At 45.3% G+C, this 18,930-nt stretch carries 15 protein-coding genes; 11 read left to right on the top strand and 4 right to left on the bottom strand.

What is annotated here, in order from left to right:
• Positions 1-8 precede the first annotated feature (8 nt).
• The 4 genes from rbsB to glyA all read left to right on the top strand — a co-directional run bounded on the left by rbsB (position 9) and on the right by glyA (position 4,427).
• Positions 9-941: a ribose ABC transporter substrate-binding protein RbsB gene (gene rbsB, locus J2T16_RS03965; RefSeq protein WP_090915885.1), complete on the top strand. Its 933-nt coding sequence runs from the start codon at positions 9-11 to the stop codon at positions 939-941.
• Positions 942-1,171: 230 nt separating this feature from the next.
• Entirely contained in the window at positions 1,172-1,915 is a 744-nt protein-coding gene (locus tag J2T16_RS03960; protein ID WP_090915889.1) for a YggS family pyridoxal phosphate-dependent enzyme, read from the top strand.
• A 20-nt stretch (positions 1,916-1,935) separates the two neighbouring features.
• On the top strand, positions 1,936-3,141 hold the full coding sequence (locus tag J2T16_RS03955; RefSeq protein ID WP_221788721.1) for a benzoate/H(+) symporter BenE family transporter: 1,206 nt from the start codon (positions 1,936-1,938) through the stop codon (positions 3,139-3,141).
• Between the two features lie 26 nt (positions 3,142-3,167).
• Positions 3,168-4,427: a serine hydroxymethyltransferase gene (glyA, locus tag J2T16_RS03950; protein WP_221788722.1), complete on the top strand. Its 1,260-nt coding sequence runs from the start codon at positions 3,168-3,170 to the stop codon at positions 4,425-4,427.
• A 71-nt stretch (positions 4,428-4,498) separates the two neighbouring features.
• Here the strand turns inward: glyA and pdxR are convergent, their stop codons facing one another.
• On the bottom strand, positions 4,499-5,926 hold the full coding sequence (pdxR, locus tag J2T16_RS03945; protein WP_221788812.1) for a MocR-like pyridoxine biosynthesis transcription factor PdxR: 1,428 nt from the start codon (positions 5,924-5,926) through the stop codon (positions 4,499-4,501).
• Positions 5,927-6,172: 246 nt separating this feature from the next.
• Between pdxR and J2T16_RS03940 the strand changes: the two genes are divergently transcribed.
• The 6 genes from J2T16_RS03940 (at position 6,173) to J2T16_RS03915 (ending at position 13,454) form a co-directional block, all read left to right on the top strand.
• Positions 6,173-8,254: a serine hydrolase domain-containing protein gene (locus J2T16_RS03940; protein WP_499017796.1), complete on the top strand. Its 2,082-nt coding sequence runs from the start codon at positions 6,173-6,175 to the stop codon at positions 8,252-8,254.
• A gap of 330 nt (positions 8,255-8,584) precedes the next feature.
• Entirely contained in the window at positions 8,585-10,033 is a 1,449-nt protein-coding gene (locus J2T16_RS03935) for an amino acid ABC transporter substrate-binding protein/permease (RefSeq protein WP_221788724.1), read from the top strand.
• Positions 10,026-10,754, top strand: coding sequence for an amino acid ABC transporter ATP-binding protein (locus J2T16_RS03930; protein ID WP_221788725.1), 729 nt, complete (start codon positions 10,026-10,028; stop codon positions 10,752-10,754). The genes J2T16_RS03935 and J2T16_RS03930 overlap by 8 nt, the downstream gene beginning before the upstream one ends.
• 167 nt (positions 10,755-10,921) lie before the next feature.
• Positions 10,922-11,284, top strand: a complete 363-nt coding sequence (locus J2T16_RS03925; protein WP_260510876.1) for a hypothetical protein — start codon at positions 10,922-10,924, stop codon at positions 11,282-11,284.
• A gap of 85 nt (positions 11,285-11,369) precedes the next feature.
• Complete coding sequence (locus J2T16_RS03920) at positions 11,370-11,960, top strand: TetR/AcrR family transcriptional regulator (RefSeq protein ID WP_221788727.1); 591 nt, start codon at positions 11,370-11,372, stop codon at positions 11,958-11,960.
• A gap of 81 nt (positions 11,961-12,041) precedes the next feature.
• Positions 12,042-13,454, top strand: a complete 1,413-nt coding sequence (locus J2T16_RS03915) for an MFS transporter (protein ID WP_336119900.1) — start codon at positions 12,042-12,044, stop codon at positions 13,452-13,454.
• Positions 13,455-13,577: 123 nt separating this feature from the next.
• On the opposite strand, the gene J2T16_RS03910 is transcribed toward J2T16_RS03915, so the two are convergent.
• From J2T16_RS03910 to J2T16_RS03900, 3 genes are all read right to left on the bottom strand, one after another.
• A complete protein-coding gene (locus J2T16_RS03910; protein WP_336119901.1) occupies positions 13,578-14,867 on the bottom strand; it encodes a glycoside hydrolase family 27 protein in 1,290 nt (429 codons plus the stop codon).
• Positions 14,868-14,983: 116 nt separating this feature from the next.
• Positions 14,984-15,865 (bottom strand): helix-turn-helix domain-containing protein, encoded by an 882-nt coding sequence (locus tag J2T16_RS03905; protein WP_499017795.1) that lies wholly within the window; start codon positions 15,863-15,865, stop codon positions 14,984-14,986.
• A gap of 51 nt (positions 15,866-15,916) precedes the next feature.
• On the bottom strand, positions 15,917-16,774 hold the full coding sequence (locus J2T16_RS03900) for a helix-turn-helix domain-containing protein (protein WP_499017794.1): 858 nt from the start codon (positions 16,772-16,774) through the stop codon (positions 15,917-15,919).
• A gap of 157 nt (positions 16,775-16,931) precedes the next feature.
• On the opposite strand from J2T16_RS03900, the gene J2T16_RS03895 reads away from it, so the two are divergent.
• A complete protein-coding gene (locus J2T16_RS03895; RefSeq protein WP_499017793.1) occupies positions 16,932-18,920 on the top strand; it encodes a hypothetical protein in 1,989 nt (662 codons plus the stop codon).
• The last annotated feature ends 10 nt before the right edge of the window (positions 18,921-18,930 follow it).

Here is an 18,930-nt window from a genome sequence, read left to right as displayed (position 1 = left end):
AAAACAACATGAAAAAATGGACACTAACGCTTGTTAGCATGATACTGATCGTTGTTCTAGCCGGATGTTCGCTGGAGCCGCCAGGCTGGGCGAAACCAAAGTCAGCCGGAGGTAAGGAACAGAAGAAAATCGGTTTGTCGATCTCGACACTGAACAACCCGTTCTTCGTTTCACTGAAAGATGGTGTCGTAGCCGAAGCACAGAAACAAGGTATTCAGGTTGTTGTCGTAGATGCACAGAACGATTCTGCGAAGCAAACGAATGATGTGGACGATTTGATTCAGCAAGGCGTTGATGCTTTGCTGATTAACCCGGCAGATTCCGCTGCAATCTCTACAGCGGTTCAATCCGCTAATAGTGTGGGCATTCCAGTAATTACGCTTGACCGCTCTGCGGATAAAGGTGAAGTTGCAGCACTTGTTGCTTCCGATAATGCAAAGGGTGGACGCATGGCTGCTGAATATATCGTGAAACAGCTTGGTGAAGGTGCTAAAGTGATTGAACTTGAAGGTGTACCGGGTGCATCAGCTACCCGTGAGCGTGGCAAAGGTTTCCACGAGATTGCAGACCAAAAGCTGGACGTGGTTGCGAAACAATCCGCTGACTTTGACCGCTCCAAAGGGTTGAATGTCATGGAGAACTTATTGCAAGGTAATCCAGGAGTGCAAGCCGTGTTTGCCCATAATGACGAAATGGCTCTTGGTGCCATTGAAGCAATCCAAAGTTCGGGGAAAGATATCCCGGTGATCGGATTTGATGGTAATGATGATGCCATTAAATCGATTCAGGATGGTAAACTAACAGCAACTGTAGCTCAACAACCTGAGTTGATCGGACAGCTTGCATTGCAAGCCGCACTCGATGTGCTGAGCGGTAAACAAGTGGAGAAATCCATCCCGGCTGAATTGAAGCTGGTAACCAAGGAAAACGTGAATCAATAATCAAATATTTATAAGGTATTGTATGAATCCCGCTCTGGCTGAGAAAGCCGGAGGCGGGATTTTTTATTGTGAGAATTATAGTTGGTTTAACTGGAATCAAGCTCATTCGTGACTCCAATTGCATATTGCAGAGTTTTGGATTGCTCAAAAATCATATCTTTGGATATATGTATTCAATCCATAGATTGTTATACTGTCATTCAAATGGTGAGTGGAAAGGGGCATCCGGCTTGGATTATCCGGTTGAAGAAAATTTAAAAATGGTTAGAAAACAAATGGCACTGGCTTGCAAGGCTTCTGGACGAAATGTTAACGATGTGCAGCTACTTTTAGCCACGAAAACGGTACCGCTGGAGAAGTTACAGATTGCCGTGCAGGCAGGTGAACATCTGTTTGGAGAAAACAAGGTGCAGGAACTGCGAGATAAATATCCTCTTATGGAGCAGTCCAAAGCGTTGGAATGGCATTTTATCGGCCATCTGCAGACGAATAAAGTTAAGGAGGTAGTTAAGTATGTGACAATGATCCATTCGGTGGATCGTCTGAAGCTCGGGCAGGTCTTGCATGATCAGCTTGTCAAAGAACAGCGGACAATGGACATTCTTGTACAAATTAATACGTCCTATGAAGAAAGTAAATTCGGTGCTTCTCCAGAGGATGCAGTGGAGCTCGTTGAACAATTGTCTCAATTTGAAACGCTTCATGTAAAAGGATTAATGACGATAGGGAAGCTGCATGCATCAGCTGATGAGACCCGCCAATGTTTTCGCTTGTTGAAACAGCTCAGCATGCAGATCAGAGAGAGAAACATCCCACGCGTCGAGATGGAAATGTTATCGATGGGTATGTCCGGTGATTTCAGTATGGCGATTGAAGAGGGAGCGACCATCGTTCGTGTGGGAACCAATGTGTTTGGCCCACGTTATCTGCCCGATGAATATTACTGGAACGAACATAAAAAGATAGAAGATTAGTTGAGGGGCAGGGGTTTACATTGAAAACAGCATCTAATAAGATTCGCGGGCGCGATCTGATATCACCAGTGACCGCTGCTTTAATTTCTGTAATTGTCAATTACGGAGGGACGTTCATTCTTGTGTTTCAAGCGGCCAAAGCAGCTGGATTGAGCCCGGAAATGACCGCATCCTGGATATGGTCCATTTCGATTGGCGTCGGGATCACGGGGATATGGCTTAGTTACCGCTATAAAGAACCTATCATTACTGCGTGGTCTACTCCAGCTGCAGCCTTCCTTGTCTCCATGCTGGCTGTAACTCCTTATTCAGAAGCCGTAGGTGCTTATATGATATCAGCCGTGGGTTTTATCATTTTGGGCATGTCTGGTTTGTTCGAACGGTTCGTGCGATTGATCCCGCCAGGGATCGCTTCGGGTTTACTTGCAGGCATTTTACTCCAGTTTGGTATCTCCGCGTTTGAAGGGGCCAAGGTCGAACCTGTACTGGTTATTCTGTTGTTCACCGCCTATATCGTATTAAAACGGTTTACATCTCGCTATGCCATCGTTGGTATATTGGTTCTCGGTCTGATTTACCTGGTGATTATGGGAAAAACGGATTTCAGTTCCATTCAGCTCGCAGTCGCTTTACCTGTATTCACTGCGCCTGAATTCTCAATTCAAGCGTTGCTCGGTGTGGCCCTGCCGTTATTTATTATTACGCTGACGGGGCAGTACATGCCAGGTATGCTGGTCCTCCGCAATGATGGTTTTCGAACGAGTGCTAACCCTATATTAACGGTAACCGGACTGGGTTCACTAATCGCTGCACCATTCGGCTCACATGCATTTAACGTGGCAGCCATTACCGCAGCCATTTGCACAGGGAAAGATGCTCATGAAGATAAGTCCAAGCGTTATATTGCGGGCATTGCCTGCGGAATCTTCTACATAACTGTCGGAATTTTTGGCGTGACTTTAGCCGCATTATTTTTGATTCTTCCCGCAGCTTTTATCGCCACATTAGCAGGGCTAGCTTTACTTGGAACGATCGGCGGCAGCCTGGCTAACGCTCTGGCGGACCCGAACGGACGGGAGACGGCATTAATTACATTTTTAGCAACAGCGGCTAATGTAACTTTGTTTGGCATCGGCGGAGCATTTTGGGGACTTGTGGCTGGAGTCATGGCGCATCTACTAATTCATTTTAAATTTGCCAAAAAACCACTTGGAACAAATGGTTAAGAAACCTGGAAGGGATGATGATCAGAATGTTAAAACATATAGAGAGCCAAGATGAAATTTTGGCAGCAGCAACCCGTCACGAGCTTGCAAGGCAGAGGGATACGATAGAACTGATTGCTTCAGAGAATTTTGTGAGCCAAGCCGTAATGGAGGCCACGGCCAGCGTATTAACCAATAAATATGCAGAGGGTTATTCGGGCAGAAGATATTATGGTGGATGCGAGCATGTGGATACGGTAGAGGATATTGCTAATCATCGCCTGAAACAATTATTTGGTGCTGAACATGCGAATGTGCAGCCTCATTCCGGTTCACAGGCGAATATGGCAGTATACTTTGCCTCAGTCCAGATGGGGGATACGATTCTTGGAATGAATCTTTCTCATGGCGGTCATCTGACGCATGGGAATCTTGTTAATTTTTCAGGAAGATTTTATCACTTTGTTCCCTACGGTGTCGATCCAGAAACAGGTCTTATTGACTTTGACGAAGTTCGAAAACTGGCTCACAAACATCGTCCACGAATGATCGTCGCAGGCGGAAGTGCATACCCGAGGCGTATTGATTTTGAGATTTTTGCTCAAATTGCTTCCGAAGTGGGAGCCTTACTGTTTGTAGATATGGCACACATTGCGGGCATTGTTGCAGCAGGATTACACCCTAACCCCGTACCGCATGCACATATTGTATCAACCACGACACATAAGACGCTGCGAGGTCCGCGTGGAGGTGCTATTTTGTGTAAAGAATCTTGGGCAAAGGCCATCGATAAAGCTGTATTTCCCGGAACGCAGGGCGGGCCTTTTATGCATATTATTGCGGGAAAAGCGGTCGCTTTTGGGGAAGCATTGCAATCTGATTTCACTGTATATATGAGCAACGTTCTGAATAATGCTAAAGTAATGGCGGAAACGCTAATCAATGAAGGGCTTTCACTTGTTTCTGGGGGTACTGATAATCATCTCATTCTCGTTGATCTGCGTAGCGTTGGTCTTACGGGTAAAGACGCTCAAATCATGCTGGATGAAGTAGGCATCACGGCAAACAAAAATTCGATTCCTCATGATACAGCAGGTCCGTTAGTTACAAGCGGTATTCGGTTTGGAACGCCTGCCATGACAACCAGAGGACTTGGTGCTGGGGAGATGAAAGAAATTGCCGAGCTTATCGCGCTTGCTTTTAAAAATCCAACGAACACTAAAGTAAAACAGCACATATCAGGCTGTGTGCGCGAAATCACATCACGATTTCCTCTCTACGAAGCAGGGACATCGTTTACCTCATAAATAGATAAAGCCCGTCTGCAATCTTCTCTAATGATCCATGAGCATTGCCGGCGGGCTCTATTCAATTGTTATTATACGGTGCGGGCAAATCGGGAGATGCCTTCTTCAATTCGTGCCTCATCCACTTTTGCAAAACCTAATACCCACCCCTTACGATCACTCTCCAGACAGTATCTGCTCAACGGATAAACACAGACACCCTGCTTGCGGGCGGCAGAGGTTATTGCTGCTTCATCACATGACGCATCTGCTTCAAGAAGGATATGTAATCCCGTTTCTACTCCGCTTAATCTAAAACGCGAACTAAGACCGGAAGAATGGATCGCTTTGGTCATGACCTCGTGTCTGCGGCGATAAATGTTACGAACTCTTCTCATGTGGCGCATAAATTGCCCCCGCTCAATAAAATGATTCAGCGTCAGCTGCTCCATTATGGGCAGATGGCGATAAGTCAGTTCATGAATCTGGGTAAGCCGCTCAATCGCTGCTTGAGGTCCTATAATTGCGGATAAACGTATACCGGGCGCAATCATTTTGGAGAAACTCATCATATAAAGCGTATTCTGAGGCAACTGGCTGAACAGGGTAGGAATCGGGTCTCCACGATATCTGAATTCGCTATCGTAATCGTCCTCGATAATCCACATTCCACGTTTTCCAGCCAACTGCATGAATTGCTGTCTTCGTGGCTCTGACATGATGATTCCGGTCGCGCATTGGTGCGAAGGGGTGACAAATACGAGCCTCGATTCCGGGTGGATGCGATCTACACATAGTCCCTGCTCATCTACCGGTACGGCATCGATCTGCATACCGCGGTATTTCATGGTGGTCCAGGCAGCAGGAAAACCGGGGTCCTCCACGGACACTCTGTCTCCTTCAGTCAGAAGTGCCTGAGCAATCAAATCAATGCTGTGCTGTGCACCTGAAGTTAACAAAATCTGATCAGCTTCAATATGAATTCCTCGTTCTAATGACAAGTAGCGCTGGATCTGTTCCCGTAGCGGCAGGAAACCTCTGGCATCGCCATACGACCAGATATCAAGGTTGGGTTCAGCAGATACCTGCAAAAATGATTTTCTCCAGGATTGGGTGAACGTCTCATCGATGTAAGGCTCATGCGGGTTAAAATCAATGTCCACCTGCGTTGTATCATGATCTCCAAACCAACTCTGTAGTTTGGCAATGGATTCGTGTACTAAAGGCAATACGGGAGGCACAGGCCCGGATTGCGGCTCCTCTTCTAATGAAGGGAGCACTTGGATCGAGCTACTGACTCTTGTTCCACCGCGACGTGAAGTTACTGTATAACCCCGGCTGAATAATTCTTCGTAAACGATCTGAATTGTAGATCGTGAAACACCGATTCGCCCAGCTAACTCACGTGACGGAAGTAGCAGCTCACCTGGAGGCCAGTTCCCGGTTGTAATGTTGTGAATAGCCTGGTCAAGCAGCTGCTGCCAGATGGGACGGTCATCATTTCGGTTCACTTTTAACATCATAACAACTCCGTTGTTGTTGAATTTATGGATTGTATATTAATAGCACATAATGAAAATTTGGGCCTTCCATTGTAGGGAATATTATCATGACAATGGTTCAAGCTGCAATGATGAATCACGATGAATATATTTTTTCCTGTTCATCTCCAGTTCATATTCAGGACGTGGGTAGTTCATTTTCTTTGTTTATACTGCGTTAGGTAACAGCTCATACACGACGACCACAGAGCAGAATAGGAGAAGATGAATTTGACACGAAAAAAAAGAATGTCCATCGTTGCCATGACCTTGGCATTTGCGATGTTAACGCCCACAGCTGCATATGCTACCGAGCTTCCAGGTAAACTAGACTACGGATTGACTCAAAAATCAGTTGCAGCGAAAACGAAAACACTGACCGAAACCTACGGTGTCGCGAGTGTACAGTACGCACTTATCGATGGAGGGGAGATCGTTCTCTCTGGACAGACAGGAATGAATGACCCGGAGAATCGTGTGCCACTCACGTCAAACACCATGTATGGCATAGGATCGACAAGTAAAATGTTTCTCACAACCGCTGTCATGAAGTTGGTGGATGAGGGCAAAGTGAAATTGGACGATCCTGTAGTGGGTTATATTCCTGAATTTAAAATGAAGGACAAGCGTTATGCTCAGATTACAGTACGTATGCTGTTAAATCATTCATCGGGATTACTTGGCACATCCAGTAATAGCGCGATTCTGTTCGAAGATCCAGATACACACGCACATGATACATTACTGGAACAGCTAGCCTCACAACATTTGAAGGCAGATCCTGGAGCTTACTCGGTTTATAGTAATGACGGGTTTTCATTAGCTGAGATTCTGGTAGAACGAGTTAGCGGGTTGAGTTTTACGGAATTCATGCATCGTCATATCACCACACCTCTAGGCATGAATCATACCAAGACGCCACAAGATCCGCTCGATGTGAAACACATGGCAACGACATACTCCCCCAAGAAGGAACGGCAGCCTTTGGAGACAACCAATATGATTGCTTCAGGTGGCATCTATTCCACAGCCGAAGATTTAGTGAAGCTGTCACAAGTATTCACGAACGAGAAGAATGGTGTTCTTTCCGAAGAATCAGCGAAAGCTACCGGACAGGAAGAGTACAAGAGGGGAATGTGGCCAGAGGACGGTGATTCATCCATTGCGTATGGACTTGGGTGGGATAGTGTAAACTTGTTTCCGTTCAATCAGTATGGGATCAAGGCATGGACTAAAGGCGGAAATACAATTGCTTATCATTCCTCTCTGATTGTATTGCCTGAGTATAATATGGCTGCAGCCGTTACATCTTCGGGAGGTTCAAGTTCAACGAATCAATTGATTGCAACAGAGCTGTTGCTAAGTAGCCTGGAAGAAAAGAAGCTGATTCCGGAGCGTAAACCGGAGAAGTCACATGGAGTACCTGTGAAAGCAGAGATGCCGAAGGAAGAGATGAAACATTCAGGAATCTATGGTGGCGGAGCCAACATGTTGATGAAGCTGGATGTTCAGGAGAATGGGCAACTCACGATGTCGATGTTAGCGACACCAAATAGCCCGAAACAGACGTACACCTATATTGCTGACGGTTCTTTTGTGAATGAGGCAGGTACGGAGAAAGTGATATTTGTTAAGGAAGATAACGGAAATACGTATCTTTGGACACGTTCGTATCAATCGGCTCCTGGGCTCGGTCAGCTTGCTTCTTCGGAGTATAAGGCTGAAAAGCTTCAAGCCAATCTATTGTCAGACGAAGCCAAAGCTGCGTGGCAAGCGCGTGTGGGTAAAGCGTATGTACTCGTGAATGAGAAACATACCTCGACTCTATATAATACAGCAATGCCGCTGATACCTATTCAGTTGTTAAGTGAGTTACCAGGTTATATTTATACGAATGCTATTACGGATGGGGATCAGGCTGTGAATCAATTGCAGATTCCGGGTGTAGCGGGTCGGGACTCGATGGAATTTACCTTTTTCAAACAAGACGGTGTGGAATATGTCTCGCAAGGAGGCAATATATATGGTAGCCAGGATATCGTGAAACCGATCTATGCAGGTCAGCAATCAAAAACGACAATCCAGTCGAATGGTTACGCCAAATGGTTCTCGATTCCGACTACGGCCGGAGGAAAAGAAATGAAAGTGAATTTACCCTCCGATGGTTCATTTGTTGTGTATGATGCGTCTGGTGCCAGTCTGAATCACAGCGTAGTCAGTGGTCAGACGACAATGGTACTGCCCGAGAAAGGCTATCTTGTCTTTGCAGGTGAAGCAGGATCATTCTTTGAGATCACGTTAAAATAAGCATGAATCCACGATATAAACGAAATGATATGTTTTTGAAACACTGCTGATCGTTATTAAGAATTATAATTAATGCTTATCTATAAGATAGCCAAAAAGTCGCATTTTGCGGCTTTTTTGCATTTTAATGTTTCAAATTTAAAATTTAAGTTTCGACAACCTGACCACCAGGGTAAGTATAAGAGGACTTTTACAAGTGGATTGAAGAAATGCCATGGAAACAAAAATGAAGGTGGGTAGAAAGAGCATTGATTGGTCAAGAGCTGAGAATAATAACCTTAGCATGATTCGGGACATACGTATGGCATGACGTCAAGACGAGGAGGACATATGAAGAATAACAGGATTACATTACTTATACTTACCATGGTGCTGCTTCTGGTGTCCGGCTTTACAGGTTGGACGGGAAGTGTGCAGGCACAGTCGGATTCGGGCAAAACTTATGTTATCGGTACCGACATTACCTTTGCACCGTTTGAATTTCAGGAAATTAACGGCGATTTTGTCGGCATCGATATGGATATCATGGCAGCAATCGCCAAGGATCAGAATTTTAAATACGAGATCAAAGCCTTAGGATTTAACGCTGCCGTTCAGGCACTGGAATCGAACCAGGTGGATGGCGTCATTGCAGGTATGAGTATTACGGATGAACGCAAAACCAAATTTGATTTCTCCGATATGTACTTTGAATCAGGCGTTGTCATGGGCGTTAAAGCGAGCAATGATACGGTAAAAAGCTATGAAGATCTCCGCGGTAAAAAGGTAGCTGTAAAAACGGGGACGGAAGGCTATCGTTTTGCAGAAGCGAATGCATCAAAGTATGGGTTTACCATTGTACCTTTTGATGATTCAGCACAGATGTATGATGATGTGAAAACGGGAAATTCTGCAGCCTGTTTTGATGATTTCCCTGTGTTGAAATATGGGGAGAATCAGAAAAACGGACTGAAGGTTGTTACAGAACCAGAAAAAGGTGCGCCTTACGGGTTTGCTGTAAGTAAAGGTAAAAACGCCGAGCTGCTGCAGAAGTTTAACGCAGGCCTTGCTAATATCAAGGAAAGCGGTGAATACAAGCGTATTGTAGATAAGTATATAGGTGACAATGCGGAGTCCGTTGCACAATTGGGGCGTATGGAACTTATATACAAATCTTTTCCAGCCTTGTTGAAAGGTTTGGGGAATACACTTTTATACACCATCGTGTCTCTATTCTTCGCGTTTATTATTGGTTTGATCTTCGCCTTCATGAAAGTAGGACGTAACAGAGTTTTGCGAGGCATTGCCACCGTATTCGTTGATATTTTCCGTGGTATTCCGTTACTTGTACTCGCGTTCTTCATTTACTTCGGTATTCCTCAGGCATTTGGCTTTACGATGCCGCTGTTCCTTGCGGCGATTCTGACGCTGAGCTTAAATGCCGGAGCTTACGTTACTGAGATTATTCGCGGGGGTATTCAATCGATTGATCGTGGACAGATGGAGGCCGCTCGTTCACTAGGTCTTCCATATCGCAAAGCGATGATGAAAATTGTCATTCCTCAGGCGGTTCGTGTGATGATTCCTTCGTTTATTAACCAGATGGTAATTACGCTTAAGGATACGTCCATCTTGTCCGTTATCGGGCTGGTTGAGCTTACACAGTCGGGTAAAATCATTATTGCCAGAACCTTATCCTCGTTTGACATATGGTTAACGGTAGCTGTAATGTACTTGATCGTTATTATTGCACTGACTAGACTTGCCGATTATCTGGAGGTGAAGATTCGCCGTGACTAAAATTAAAGTAGAAGGGCTGAAGAAAAGCTTCGGTTCCAATCAGGTGCTGAAAGGGATCGACATGGCTGTAAATGAAGGCGAGGTTGTATGTGTCATCGGCCCATCCGGTTCGGGTAAAAGTACATTTCTTCGCTGCATCAATTGTCTGGAGGACATTACCGCAGGCCGTGTGATCGTCGATGATCAAGACTTGAACAGTCGTGATACCGATCTTAACAAAGCTCGGGAGAACATTGGCATGGTATTCCAGCACTTTAATCTGTTTCCACACTTCAGTGTGCTCAAAAATATTATGTTTGCGCCGATGGAACTTGGCAAATTAAATCAAGAACAGGCTAGGGAAACCGCGCTTCGCTTGCTTGACCGTGTCGGTCTGGCAGACAAAGCGGAGAGCTTTCCAAGCCAGCTCTCTGGCGGACAGAAGCAACGCGTAGCTATTGCTCGCGCACTCGCGATGAACCCGGATGTGATGTTGTTCGATGAGCCTACATCGGCACTTGACCCGGAGATGGTTGGGGAAGTACTTGGTGTCATGAAGGATCTCGCGAGCGAAGGCATGACGATGATGATTGTTACGCATGAGATGGGCTTTGCCCGCGAAGTTGCGGATCGGGTTATTTTTATGGATGGCGGATATATTGTTGAGGAAGGAAATCCTGAACAGATCTTCGGCAAACCGCAGCACGAACGTACAATCAGCTTTTTGGAAAAGGTGCTCTAATCCCGGTTTTTTCTTAGTTCAACAAAAAAAGTCGCGATATGCGGCTTTTTTTGTTTTGTACATTGATTCCATAAGAGACTATAATAGGATTCCTGAAACAGTGAATATATTGTATATAACATCTACATAAAACCATTTATAAATTTTATGAAAAGGAGTATTTGCCCATGATTGAATCCGTATCTGAGACTGTACAACGACAATCCATTGAAGCCTTTCAGTCCGTGATCCGAAAATCGGAGAACGCTCTCAAGAACATGTTGGGGAAAGAAGCCAATACATCGGTTTTAGAAAAACGACTTCATGCGCTAATTGTCAGTTTGTATATATTGGAACACACCTGGAATGGGAGAGCTGATCAACATTATGGCAGCCTGGAGATATCCGAGGCACGTCATGTGATGAATAATCTCCTGCCTTCTCTTAAACGGATGATGGATAAATCCACAGTTGGAACACCGCAACATACTTTACTGGAGAGAAGAATTCGAGCTTTTCAACTTGCTGTGCAGGCGATGGAACAGAAATGAGTTGAAGTACTTGACAAAGAGTGATTCAAAAGGTAACCTTCTTTTATGACAGTGATCACTGACATTTGAGCAGAAGGAGAGCTTCATGTCCAATTCAAGTAAACGGAACACAAGAGAGAAGTTAATGTTAACGGCGATTGAGCTGATCTCGGTAAAGGGATATAAAAGTGTTACAACGCAGGAGATTGCCTCAACCGCGGGAGTAAGTGAGAAGACGTTATTTCGCCATTTTGGTACGAAACTAAATCTGCTCGAGAGCGCATTTGACGAATATCATTATGTCGAGGAAATGACAAGACTTTTTGAGGAAAAAGTCGTGTGGAATCTGCATTCTGACTTATTGTTAGTCAGCAGAACCTATCATGAAATCATGCATAAGAACCGTAAATTGTTTATGATCAGTCTGAAGGAAATGAATCATTTGCCGGAGTTAAGAACACGAACGATAAGACATCCTCAGCAGTTACTTGAGCTTCTAACCCGATATCTGCAAACGATGTACGAGCAAGGCAAGGTGATTCAGATCAACGCTGAATTACAGGCTTTCTCCTTCATGGCATTGAATTATGGCTTGTTTATTAACCATATGGAGGATCATGTACATTTTCCGTGGCTTTCATTAGAAGATGTGATTACCGAAAGTGTATGGACGTTCACTAGGGCGCTAACGCCCTAGTATTTTAAGTCATATTATGACAGTAAGTACTGACAGTAAATTTTGCGTATTTTTTAGTAACGTAAGGAAAAGAGGGAAACGATGAAGACCGCAGAGAGTTTAGAGATCCAGGATACATCTGCAACGGGCAAAGAAACTGCACTACTTCGCGTGCTTGTCTTCACTTTGATCATCTCCGTAATGAACGGAATGATGTTTAATGTTGTCTTACCCGTCATTGGAGATCAATTCGAACGGTCAGCTTCTGAGACAAGCTGGATCGTTACCGGATATTTAATTGTATACGCTGTTGGTACAGTCACTTACGGGAAGCTAACAGATCGATATAGCATTAAACATTTAATCACATTTGGACTCTTATTGTTGGCTGCTGGCTCCGTTATAGGAATTCTTTCTACTTCCTACTTTATGATTATTTTGGCTCGTCTGATTCAGGCCGCAGGGGCTGCCGTTATTCCAGCTCTGGCCATGATTATACCAGTTCGATATTTTCCGCCAAACAAGCGTGGTCAGGCACTCGGTACTTCTGCGATCGGAATCGCCCTGGGATCTGCGTTAGGTCCTATTGTTGCCGGATTCGTATCCAGTGCACTTAATTGGAAGTTTCTATTTGCGATTCCGCTACTTTCGCTGTTGACGCTCCCCTTCTATAGAAAGTATTTGAATGATGAGAGGGGAGGGTATGAAAAGATGGACTATCTAGGAGGCATACTGCTCACCGTAAGCATTGGAGCCATTTTGCTCGCACTAACTCAATTAAATTTGTGGTATTTGCTACTGGGCATTGTAGTTTTAGCCTTGTTTATCCTTCGTATTCTCCACGCAGCATCACCGTTTGTGCAGCCAGCTGTTTTTCGCAACCGCTCCTATACATGGGGAATGATTATTTCATTTGTGTTAGTTGCATGTGGATTTAGCATTCCATTTATTATCCCGCAACTGTTAACCCATGTGTATGATGCTTATCCGGCTCTGACAGGTCTAATTATGTTACCATCGGCTCTGATTGCAGCATTACTGGGAAGACGAGGAGGAAAGTTAGCGGATGAGAAAGACAATGTCTTTTTGATTTATACAGCCTCGACGATGCTTGTTATCGGCTTCATAAGTCTATCGTTTGCTGCCGGCGTGTCATTGTTTTTCGTTTCATCTTTTCTAATCTTGGCGGTTCTTGGTCAATCATATATGCAAATTGCGCTGTCTAATACGATCGCACAGACCCTTTCCAAAGAACAGGTCGGCATTGGTATGGGACTACTGTCGATGTTTAATTTCATCGCGGCTTCTGTATCTACAACCGTTCTTGGCAAGGTCATCGACGGGGGAGCACAGCAGATGCGTTTCAATCCTTTTATCAGCCGATCATCTGCATTTGTATATAGTAATCTATTTATTGTGCTTGCCATGTTGGTTGTGGTAATGACTTTTGTGTATAGATGGCATTTTGATCGTAAGCCCGAAGGACAAATGAATGGATCATCTACATTGTTCTAATAAAGCCGAAAATGCTCTTCCAAGCCAATAGTTACAATCCGTTTTTTTTCAAAGAAATAGAGAAGAAGAGGTCTGTCATAAACGACAGGCCCCTTCTTTATGGAACGGTTCAGGCGAAGTGCTTCACGCAAAACGGTACAGGCGCACACCGTGCGAAGGCACATCCGTGCGTAAAATATCCTCGTTAACTTCTGTCACATCGCCACTCCATAATTCAATTCCATGGCTTGCAACAGAAGGGGATAAACCAACTGTATTGAGATCAAGTTCCACCGGGAGCACTGACTGCTCGCCAACATTAAACACAGCTGCATAAGTGGAACCATCGACATGAGATGCCGTCCATACGATCAGATCGCCTTGATGTAGCGCTTCTCTAGCATTATGGCTCTCACGATGCATACGCAGAACCTCACGGTTTGTCAGCAAGGACAGCGTCCAGTCATCGTTATCCCGCAACTCACCGCCAAAGATGAGAGGAGAGCGGAAAATGCTCCACAGCGACATCATGGTCAATTGCTCGTCCTTGGTGAATCTTGTCCACCGATCGGCTCCGCCTCCATCCACAGAGCGAATACCAATGTGCCCCAGAGGCAACATATCACAATCCGGCCAACATCCCTCCTTAGGAAGGCCCTGCCACTTACGGCAGCGGTCGAACATGTCTAGCAAAAGTGGCCATCGATCCCAGAAATCATCGGTGACACGCCACATATTGGCCTGTTCCGCAAAGAATTCAGCGTACTCCACGGGGGCAGGACCCGGAGACAGACTTAATACCATGGGACGTCCGGCACGTTTGATCGCCTTCGATATCATTTCAATTTCGGGCTGATGTGTGTCATATAACCTGGATGCAGCGATATCATCCACTTTGACCAGATCAACACCCCATGAAGCGTAGAGGTCAAACAATGAATCATAATAGGCTTGGGCGCCTTCTTTGTGATGATCCACCCCATACATATCGGTATTCCATGGGCAGATGGAGTTGGTATGAGCGATATCACGGGCAGTAGCTGCTGTGCCCAACAGAGCTGTACCTGCGTGAACCGCCTGTCTCGGAATACCACGCATAATATGAATGCCAAACTTCAGCCCCAGACTGTGTACGTAGTCAGCAAGCGGTTTGAATCCCTGACCATTCGCCGCTGAAGGAAAACGGTTCTCGGCAGGCATAAGACGGGAGTACTCATCCATGATGAGTGGAACGAAAGGGCGGTATTGTGATGAGTTTGCCAGAGGTTCATACCATTGAATATCAACGGTGATGTAGCTCCAACCGTACTCTTTCAAATGTGTAGCCATATACTCCGCATTGCCGCGAATTTCATTTTCGGTGACGGCAGCGCCGTAACAGTCCCAGCTATTCCAGCCAAGAGGAGGTATTGGTGCTGCAAGAGTGTGATCCATTGGAAGGCTCCTTTACGAAACGTAATTTAAATTATTGCTCCAATCACATTTATCATAATGAAGCGAAATACAATAATCTACAGTAATGTTAAGTCTCAAATAGCAATATATTGCGGTTAGTCGAAGAATAATTTCCGATATACGAGACTCTCGCCACCGCTTCGAAATTCCCCTGGTGTAAGTCCAGTTAATCCTCGAAAAGCTTTGATAAAATAACTTCCACTGGAGTACCCCACTTGGACCGCAATCTGTTCAATGCTTAATGTCGTGCCGCGAAGCAACTCCATCGCTTTCTCGATTCGAACGCGGGTAAGATAGGCACCTGGAGTGAGACCTGTGCTGGCCGAGAATCTGCGAATAAAGTGATATTTGGATAGAGCAACGCGTTCAGCAAGCTGATCCACGCTGACCATACTGGCGTAGTCGCTTTCGATGTACTTCGTAGCCTGCTGAATATGTTCCGGCCAGTTCTCCCGATTATGACGTGTTGTCGTCTGTAAGCGAACAAGCTCTGTCATGAACTGATACACACTGGATGACGCAATTAAAGGGTCCGTTATCCTTCCTGCCGCCGCATCCGTTACAATCATTCGCAGCAGACGGATGGGAGTCGAATCCATGGGGAGAGAAGCAACTTCACCTGATTCTCGCACAAACTTCTGCCAATGAGCCTGAATGAGATCAGGACGGAAAAGTAGGAAAATGAAATGCCATGGCTCAGCACACTCTGGATGATAATAATATCGATGAGCGCTCGGGATCTCTGCAAGAAAAGCCTGTCCGGAAGTCACACGGTATGTACGGTCCTTTGTTTCATAAATACCTTCTCCTGCAAGGGTGTACTGAAATAAAAGAAGAGGACCATCCGTTCGTTCCAGCCCATCCCAGTAATACGACGGTTCAGTAATGATATCGCTCCCCGTTGCATACAGCTTACAGAGCTCAAGTTCACGATCTTCGGCAAATCGAAAACCATAGGTCCCTTTTGATAGTTCCATGTATATCCTCCGTCCTTGGATCATTGGGTCCATACCGTAATTCAACGATAATTAACACTTTTCAGTGCGATGTTTACGTACAAACTTGCCTGGCGATGTTCCGACCATCTTGGTAAAACTGCGAATAAAGTTGGCATAATCGCCGAATCCGGAATGATAACAGGCCTCGGTAATACTCATGCCTTCCGATAAACAGATTTGGGCGAGCTCGATGCGGCGGTTAAGTATATAGTTTCGAATCGTTAGTCCGGTATGTTTTTTGAATTGACGGCTGATATAACTGCTGTTGGTAAATAGTTTTTCTGATAAGTGTTGAAGTGTAAGAGATTCGGTCAGATTCGTTTCAATATAGTCCATCGTGTTACGAACCAGTTCAGGCATAATGTCGGTGGGCACAAAATTTGTATGTTTAAAAGCCAGATTGGTCATAAGAAGCAGTTGGGCGATCAGCATATTTCTCATAATATCCGCACCGTAGTCTGAGGTTAGCAACATTTGTTCCACTTGGGTTGTAAGATTGAGAAATCGCTCTAACTCCTCTTCATTCAAATGAATGATATTCCCCTTACCTTTAGGCCGATGATCAAAACAGGCAGAGAGGTTGGTAGATGATGTGGATAATCGGTTAAGAAATGTTTTTTGTAGATTAATTGTGATTCGTTCATATTCATTCTTGTCGAGTGCAAAGGAACGATGCATTTCCTCTGGACTCAAAACAATAAGATCACCTCGCTCCAGATGGTAACATCGATTCTCGATATAGAAATTCACATTGCCGCGAAGAAAAATGTACAACTCATACCCATTGTGCCGATGGTAGAATGTGCCCATATTGTAGGTGGTGACACGATGCAGATACAGCAGATCCATCTGAATGGGATCATACTGGTACTCCTGAGATTCATTCATATCATGAAAGCCTCCTAATCGTTTGGCGCAATAAATATCACGATCTAAGCAATGAAATTGCGAACCTGAACCTATAAAATGGTACCATCCTAGCATCTTGGTTTGAAATTTGCAAGCGTTTTCTGAAGAGGTAGGGAAAACAGAAAGAGAGGATTATATGGAACTGATCTTTACCGCACGCAGTAAAAGGCAGGAAGGGACAGCCTATACTGGAATGAGCACGCATAATCTTCGGGCTGACGTGAATATGAGTGCCGGGACAGGCTGTGCAGATGATCCAAAGCAAGCACAGATTACGATTAAGAATGAAGACAGTCAACGGTGGAGTGGAGTGATTCATGTAGAGCTTGCTTTTGACAAACAGCAGCCCAGATTTTTTCTGCCTGCCTTTATGTATGGTCGTAATCGGGGAGAAGCACCCCAAAATGTACCTAACGAATTTCCAAGACTTCGTGAAGGAACACCTTCCCGTCCTTCATCCCCTTGGTGGATGGTTCGAAGCGATCGTCTATCGCATCCGGCTGCACTTGTATATGATTCGGGCCGAATTGTCGGGCTAAGCGCAAGCCCATATTGGGTGGAAAGCAAGCATAGTGGACAGAAGCAGCCGTGGTATCCGGGTCAAACAGGAACTTTTCTACAATATGGAGGTTTCACATGTTCAATCGAGAAAGGCACCGTTGGTTATACCTTAGGGTATGAGAATGCTCCGTTGCTGTTTATCAAATCAAGACTTGTGCACGAGCGCTCAGCCTTGGCAGAGAGCGTCTTTGTGTTGGAAGCAGGAGAATCGGTGGCGTTCACCCTTGAACTATATGATTATGAATCCTCTTCGCCCTTGGGTATTAACCCTGCATTAGAGCATGTCTACCAAAAGTACCATGAACACCCTAGACAAGGAAGCGACATCCGCACAGCCGTATCCGACATGTCCGCTGCTGTTCGAGACTACGCGTGGCTTCCAGATGACCGTCACTATTCTACTTTTGTGTACGAAGACGCAGAGAGCGGGGGGTATCGATATAACAAAATCATCTCGATCAGTTGGACCAATGGCATGACCATTGCAACCCCCATGCTGCTTGCAGCATTGCGTCAGAACGATGAGCCCATGCGTCAGCAGGCTTTGTCCTGTATCACAAACATTATCGAAAATGCGATGAATTCCGAGTCAGGACTTCCGTATGATGCTTATCAGGATGGAAAATGGAGCATTAAAGGCTGGTGGTTTGACGGTATGCGTACACCAGGGCACTCATCCTATCTCGTTGCTCAAGCCATGTTTTATATCCTCAAATGTTATGACTACGAATACCGCATAAGACAGATTAGGCATGATGACTGGCTCGCTTATGTGAAGCAAGTACTAGAACGCCTGGAACGGAGCAAAAATGCAGATGGCGAATATCCGACGATATTGTCCAAGCGCACCGGTGCAGGCCTGGAGTATGATGCTTTTAGCGGGGCGTGGTGCCTCGCTGCGAAAGCTTATTACAGCTGGTTGACCAATGATTTATCCGATTTGGAGGAGATGAGACGCAGTGAAACACATTATTATAATGCCTATGTGAAACAGATGGAATGTTACGGTGCTCCGCTTGATGCAGACAAAGCAGTGGATTCGGAAGGCATTCTGGCATATATCAAAGCTCTCCGTTTCCTGCATGCACTCTCCGGTGAGGAAACGTTCCTTGATCATATGAGAGACGCCATCAGCTATGAGTTCAGTTTTAAATTTTGTTATAACTCGCCAGTGCAGATTCCGCCGCTGAGTACATTGAACTGGTCAAGTTCTGGAGGAAGCGTCACTTCGGTAGCTAACCCGCACATTCATCCCATGTCGAGCAATCTCGTTGATGAGCTTTTGTATTATCTTCAGCATCGTGAGGATGACTATATCCGTCAGCGTATGAATGATACGATCGCTTGGGGCTGTCAAACCTATAATCGTGTTGATGGTGAATATGGTTATGGCAAAAAAGGATGGATGTCCGAGCGCTTTTGTCACTCGCAAGGACTCGTTACGGAGACTTATGCCGATGGTACGCCGGCAAGCACCTGGTTCTGTCTGATGCCGTGGGCCAGCGGCTCCATCATCGAAGGTCTCGTTGGTGACTACTGGGATCAATTCACCTCCAGCGATTGAATAGATACGA

Origin of the sequence: Paenibacillus intestini (assembly GCF_030803945.1) — a bacterium.
GTDB classification, from domain to species: Bacteria; Bacillota; Bacilli; order Paenibacillales; family Paenibacillaceae; genus Paenibacillus; species Paenibacillus polysaccharolyticus.
The sequence above is the reverse complement of the archived record's forward strand: the minus strand, read 5'-3'. Positions and strand labels throughout refer to the sequence as shown.

Bases quoted from the DNA above. Each gene is read 5' to 3' on its own strand.
- rbsB (WP_090915885.1), top strand. From the start codon at position 9: ATGAAAAAATGGACACTAACGCTTGTTAGCATGATACTGATCGTTGTT.
- glyA (WP_221788722.1), top strand. From the start codon at position 3,168: ATGTTAAAACATATAGAGAGCCAAGATGAAATTTTGGCAGCAGCAACC.
- pdxR (WP_221788812.1), bottom strand. From the start codon at position 5,926: ATGTTAAAAGTGAACCGAAATGATGACCGTCCCATCTGGCAGCAGCTG.
- J2T16_RS03940 (WP_499017796.1), top strand. From the start codon at position 6,173: ATGAATTTGACACGAAAAAAAAGAATGTCCATCGTTGCCATGACCTTG.
- J2T16_RS03935 (WP_221788724.1), top strand. From the start codon at position 8,585: ATGAAGAATAACAGGATTACATTACTTATACTTACCATGGTGCTGCTT.
- J2T16_RS03925 (WP_260510876.1), top strand. From the start codon at position 10,922: ATGATTGAATCCGTATCTGAGACTGTACAACGACAATCCATTGAAGCC.
- J2T16_RS03920 (WP_221788727.1), top strand. From the start codon at position 11,370: ATGTCCAATTCAAGTAAACGGAACACAAGAGAGAAGTTAATGTTAACG.
- J2T16_RS03915 (WP_336119900.1), top strand. From the start codon at position 12,042: ATGAAGACCGCAGAGAGTTTAGAGATCCAGGATACATCTGCAACGGGC.
- J2T16_RS03910 (WP_336119901.1), bottom strand. From the start codon at position 14,867: ATGGATCACACTCTTGCAGCACCAATACCTCCTCTTGGCTGGAATAGC.
- J2T16_RS03905 (WP_499017795.1), bottom strand. From the start codon at position 15,865: ATGGAACTATCAAAAGGGACCTATGGTTTTCGATTTGCCGAAGATCGT.
- J2T16_RS03900 (WP_499017794.1), bottom strand. From the start codon at position 16,774: ATGAATGAATCTCAGGAGTACCAGTATGATCCCATTCAGATGGATCTG.
- J2T16_RS03895 (WP_499017793.1), top strand. From the start codon at position 16,932: ATGGAACTGATCTTTACCGCACGCAGTAAAAGGCAGGAAGGGACAGCC.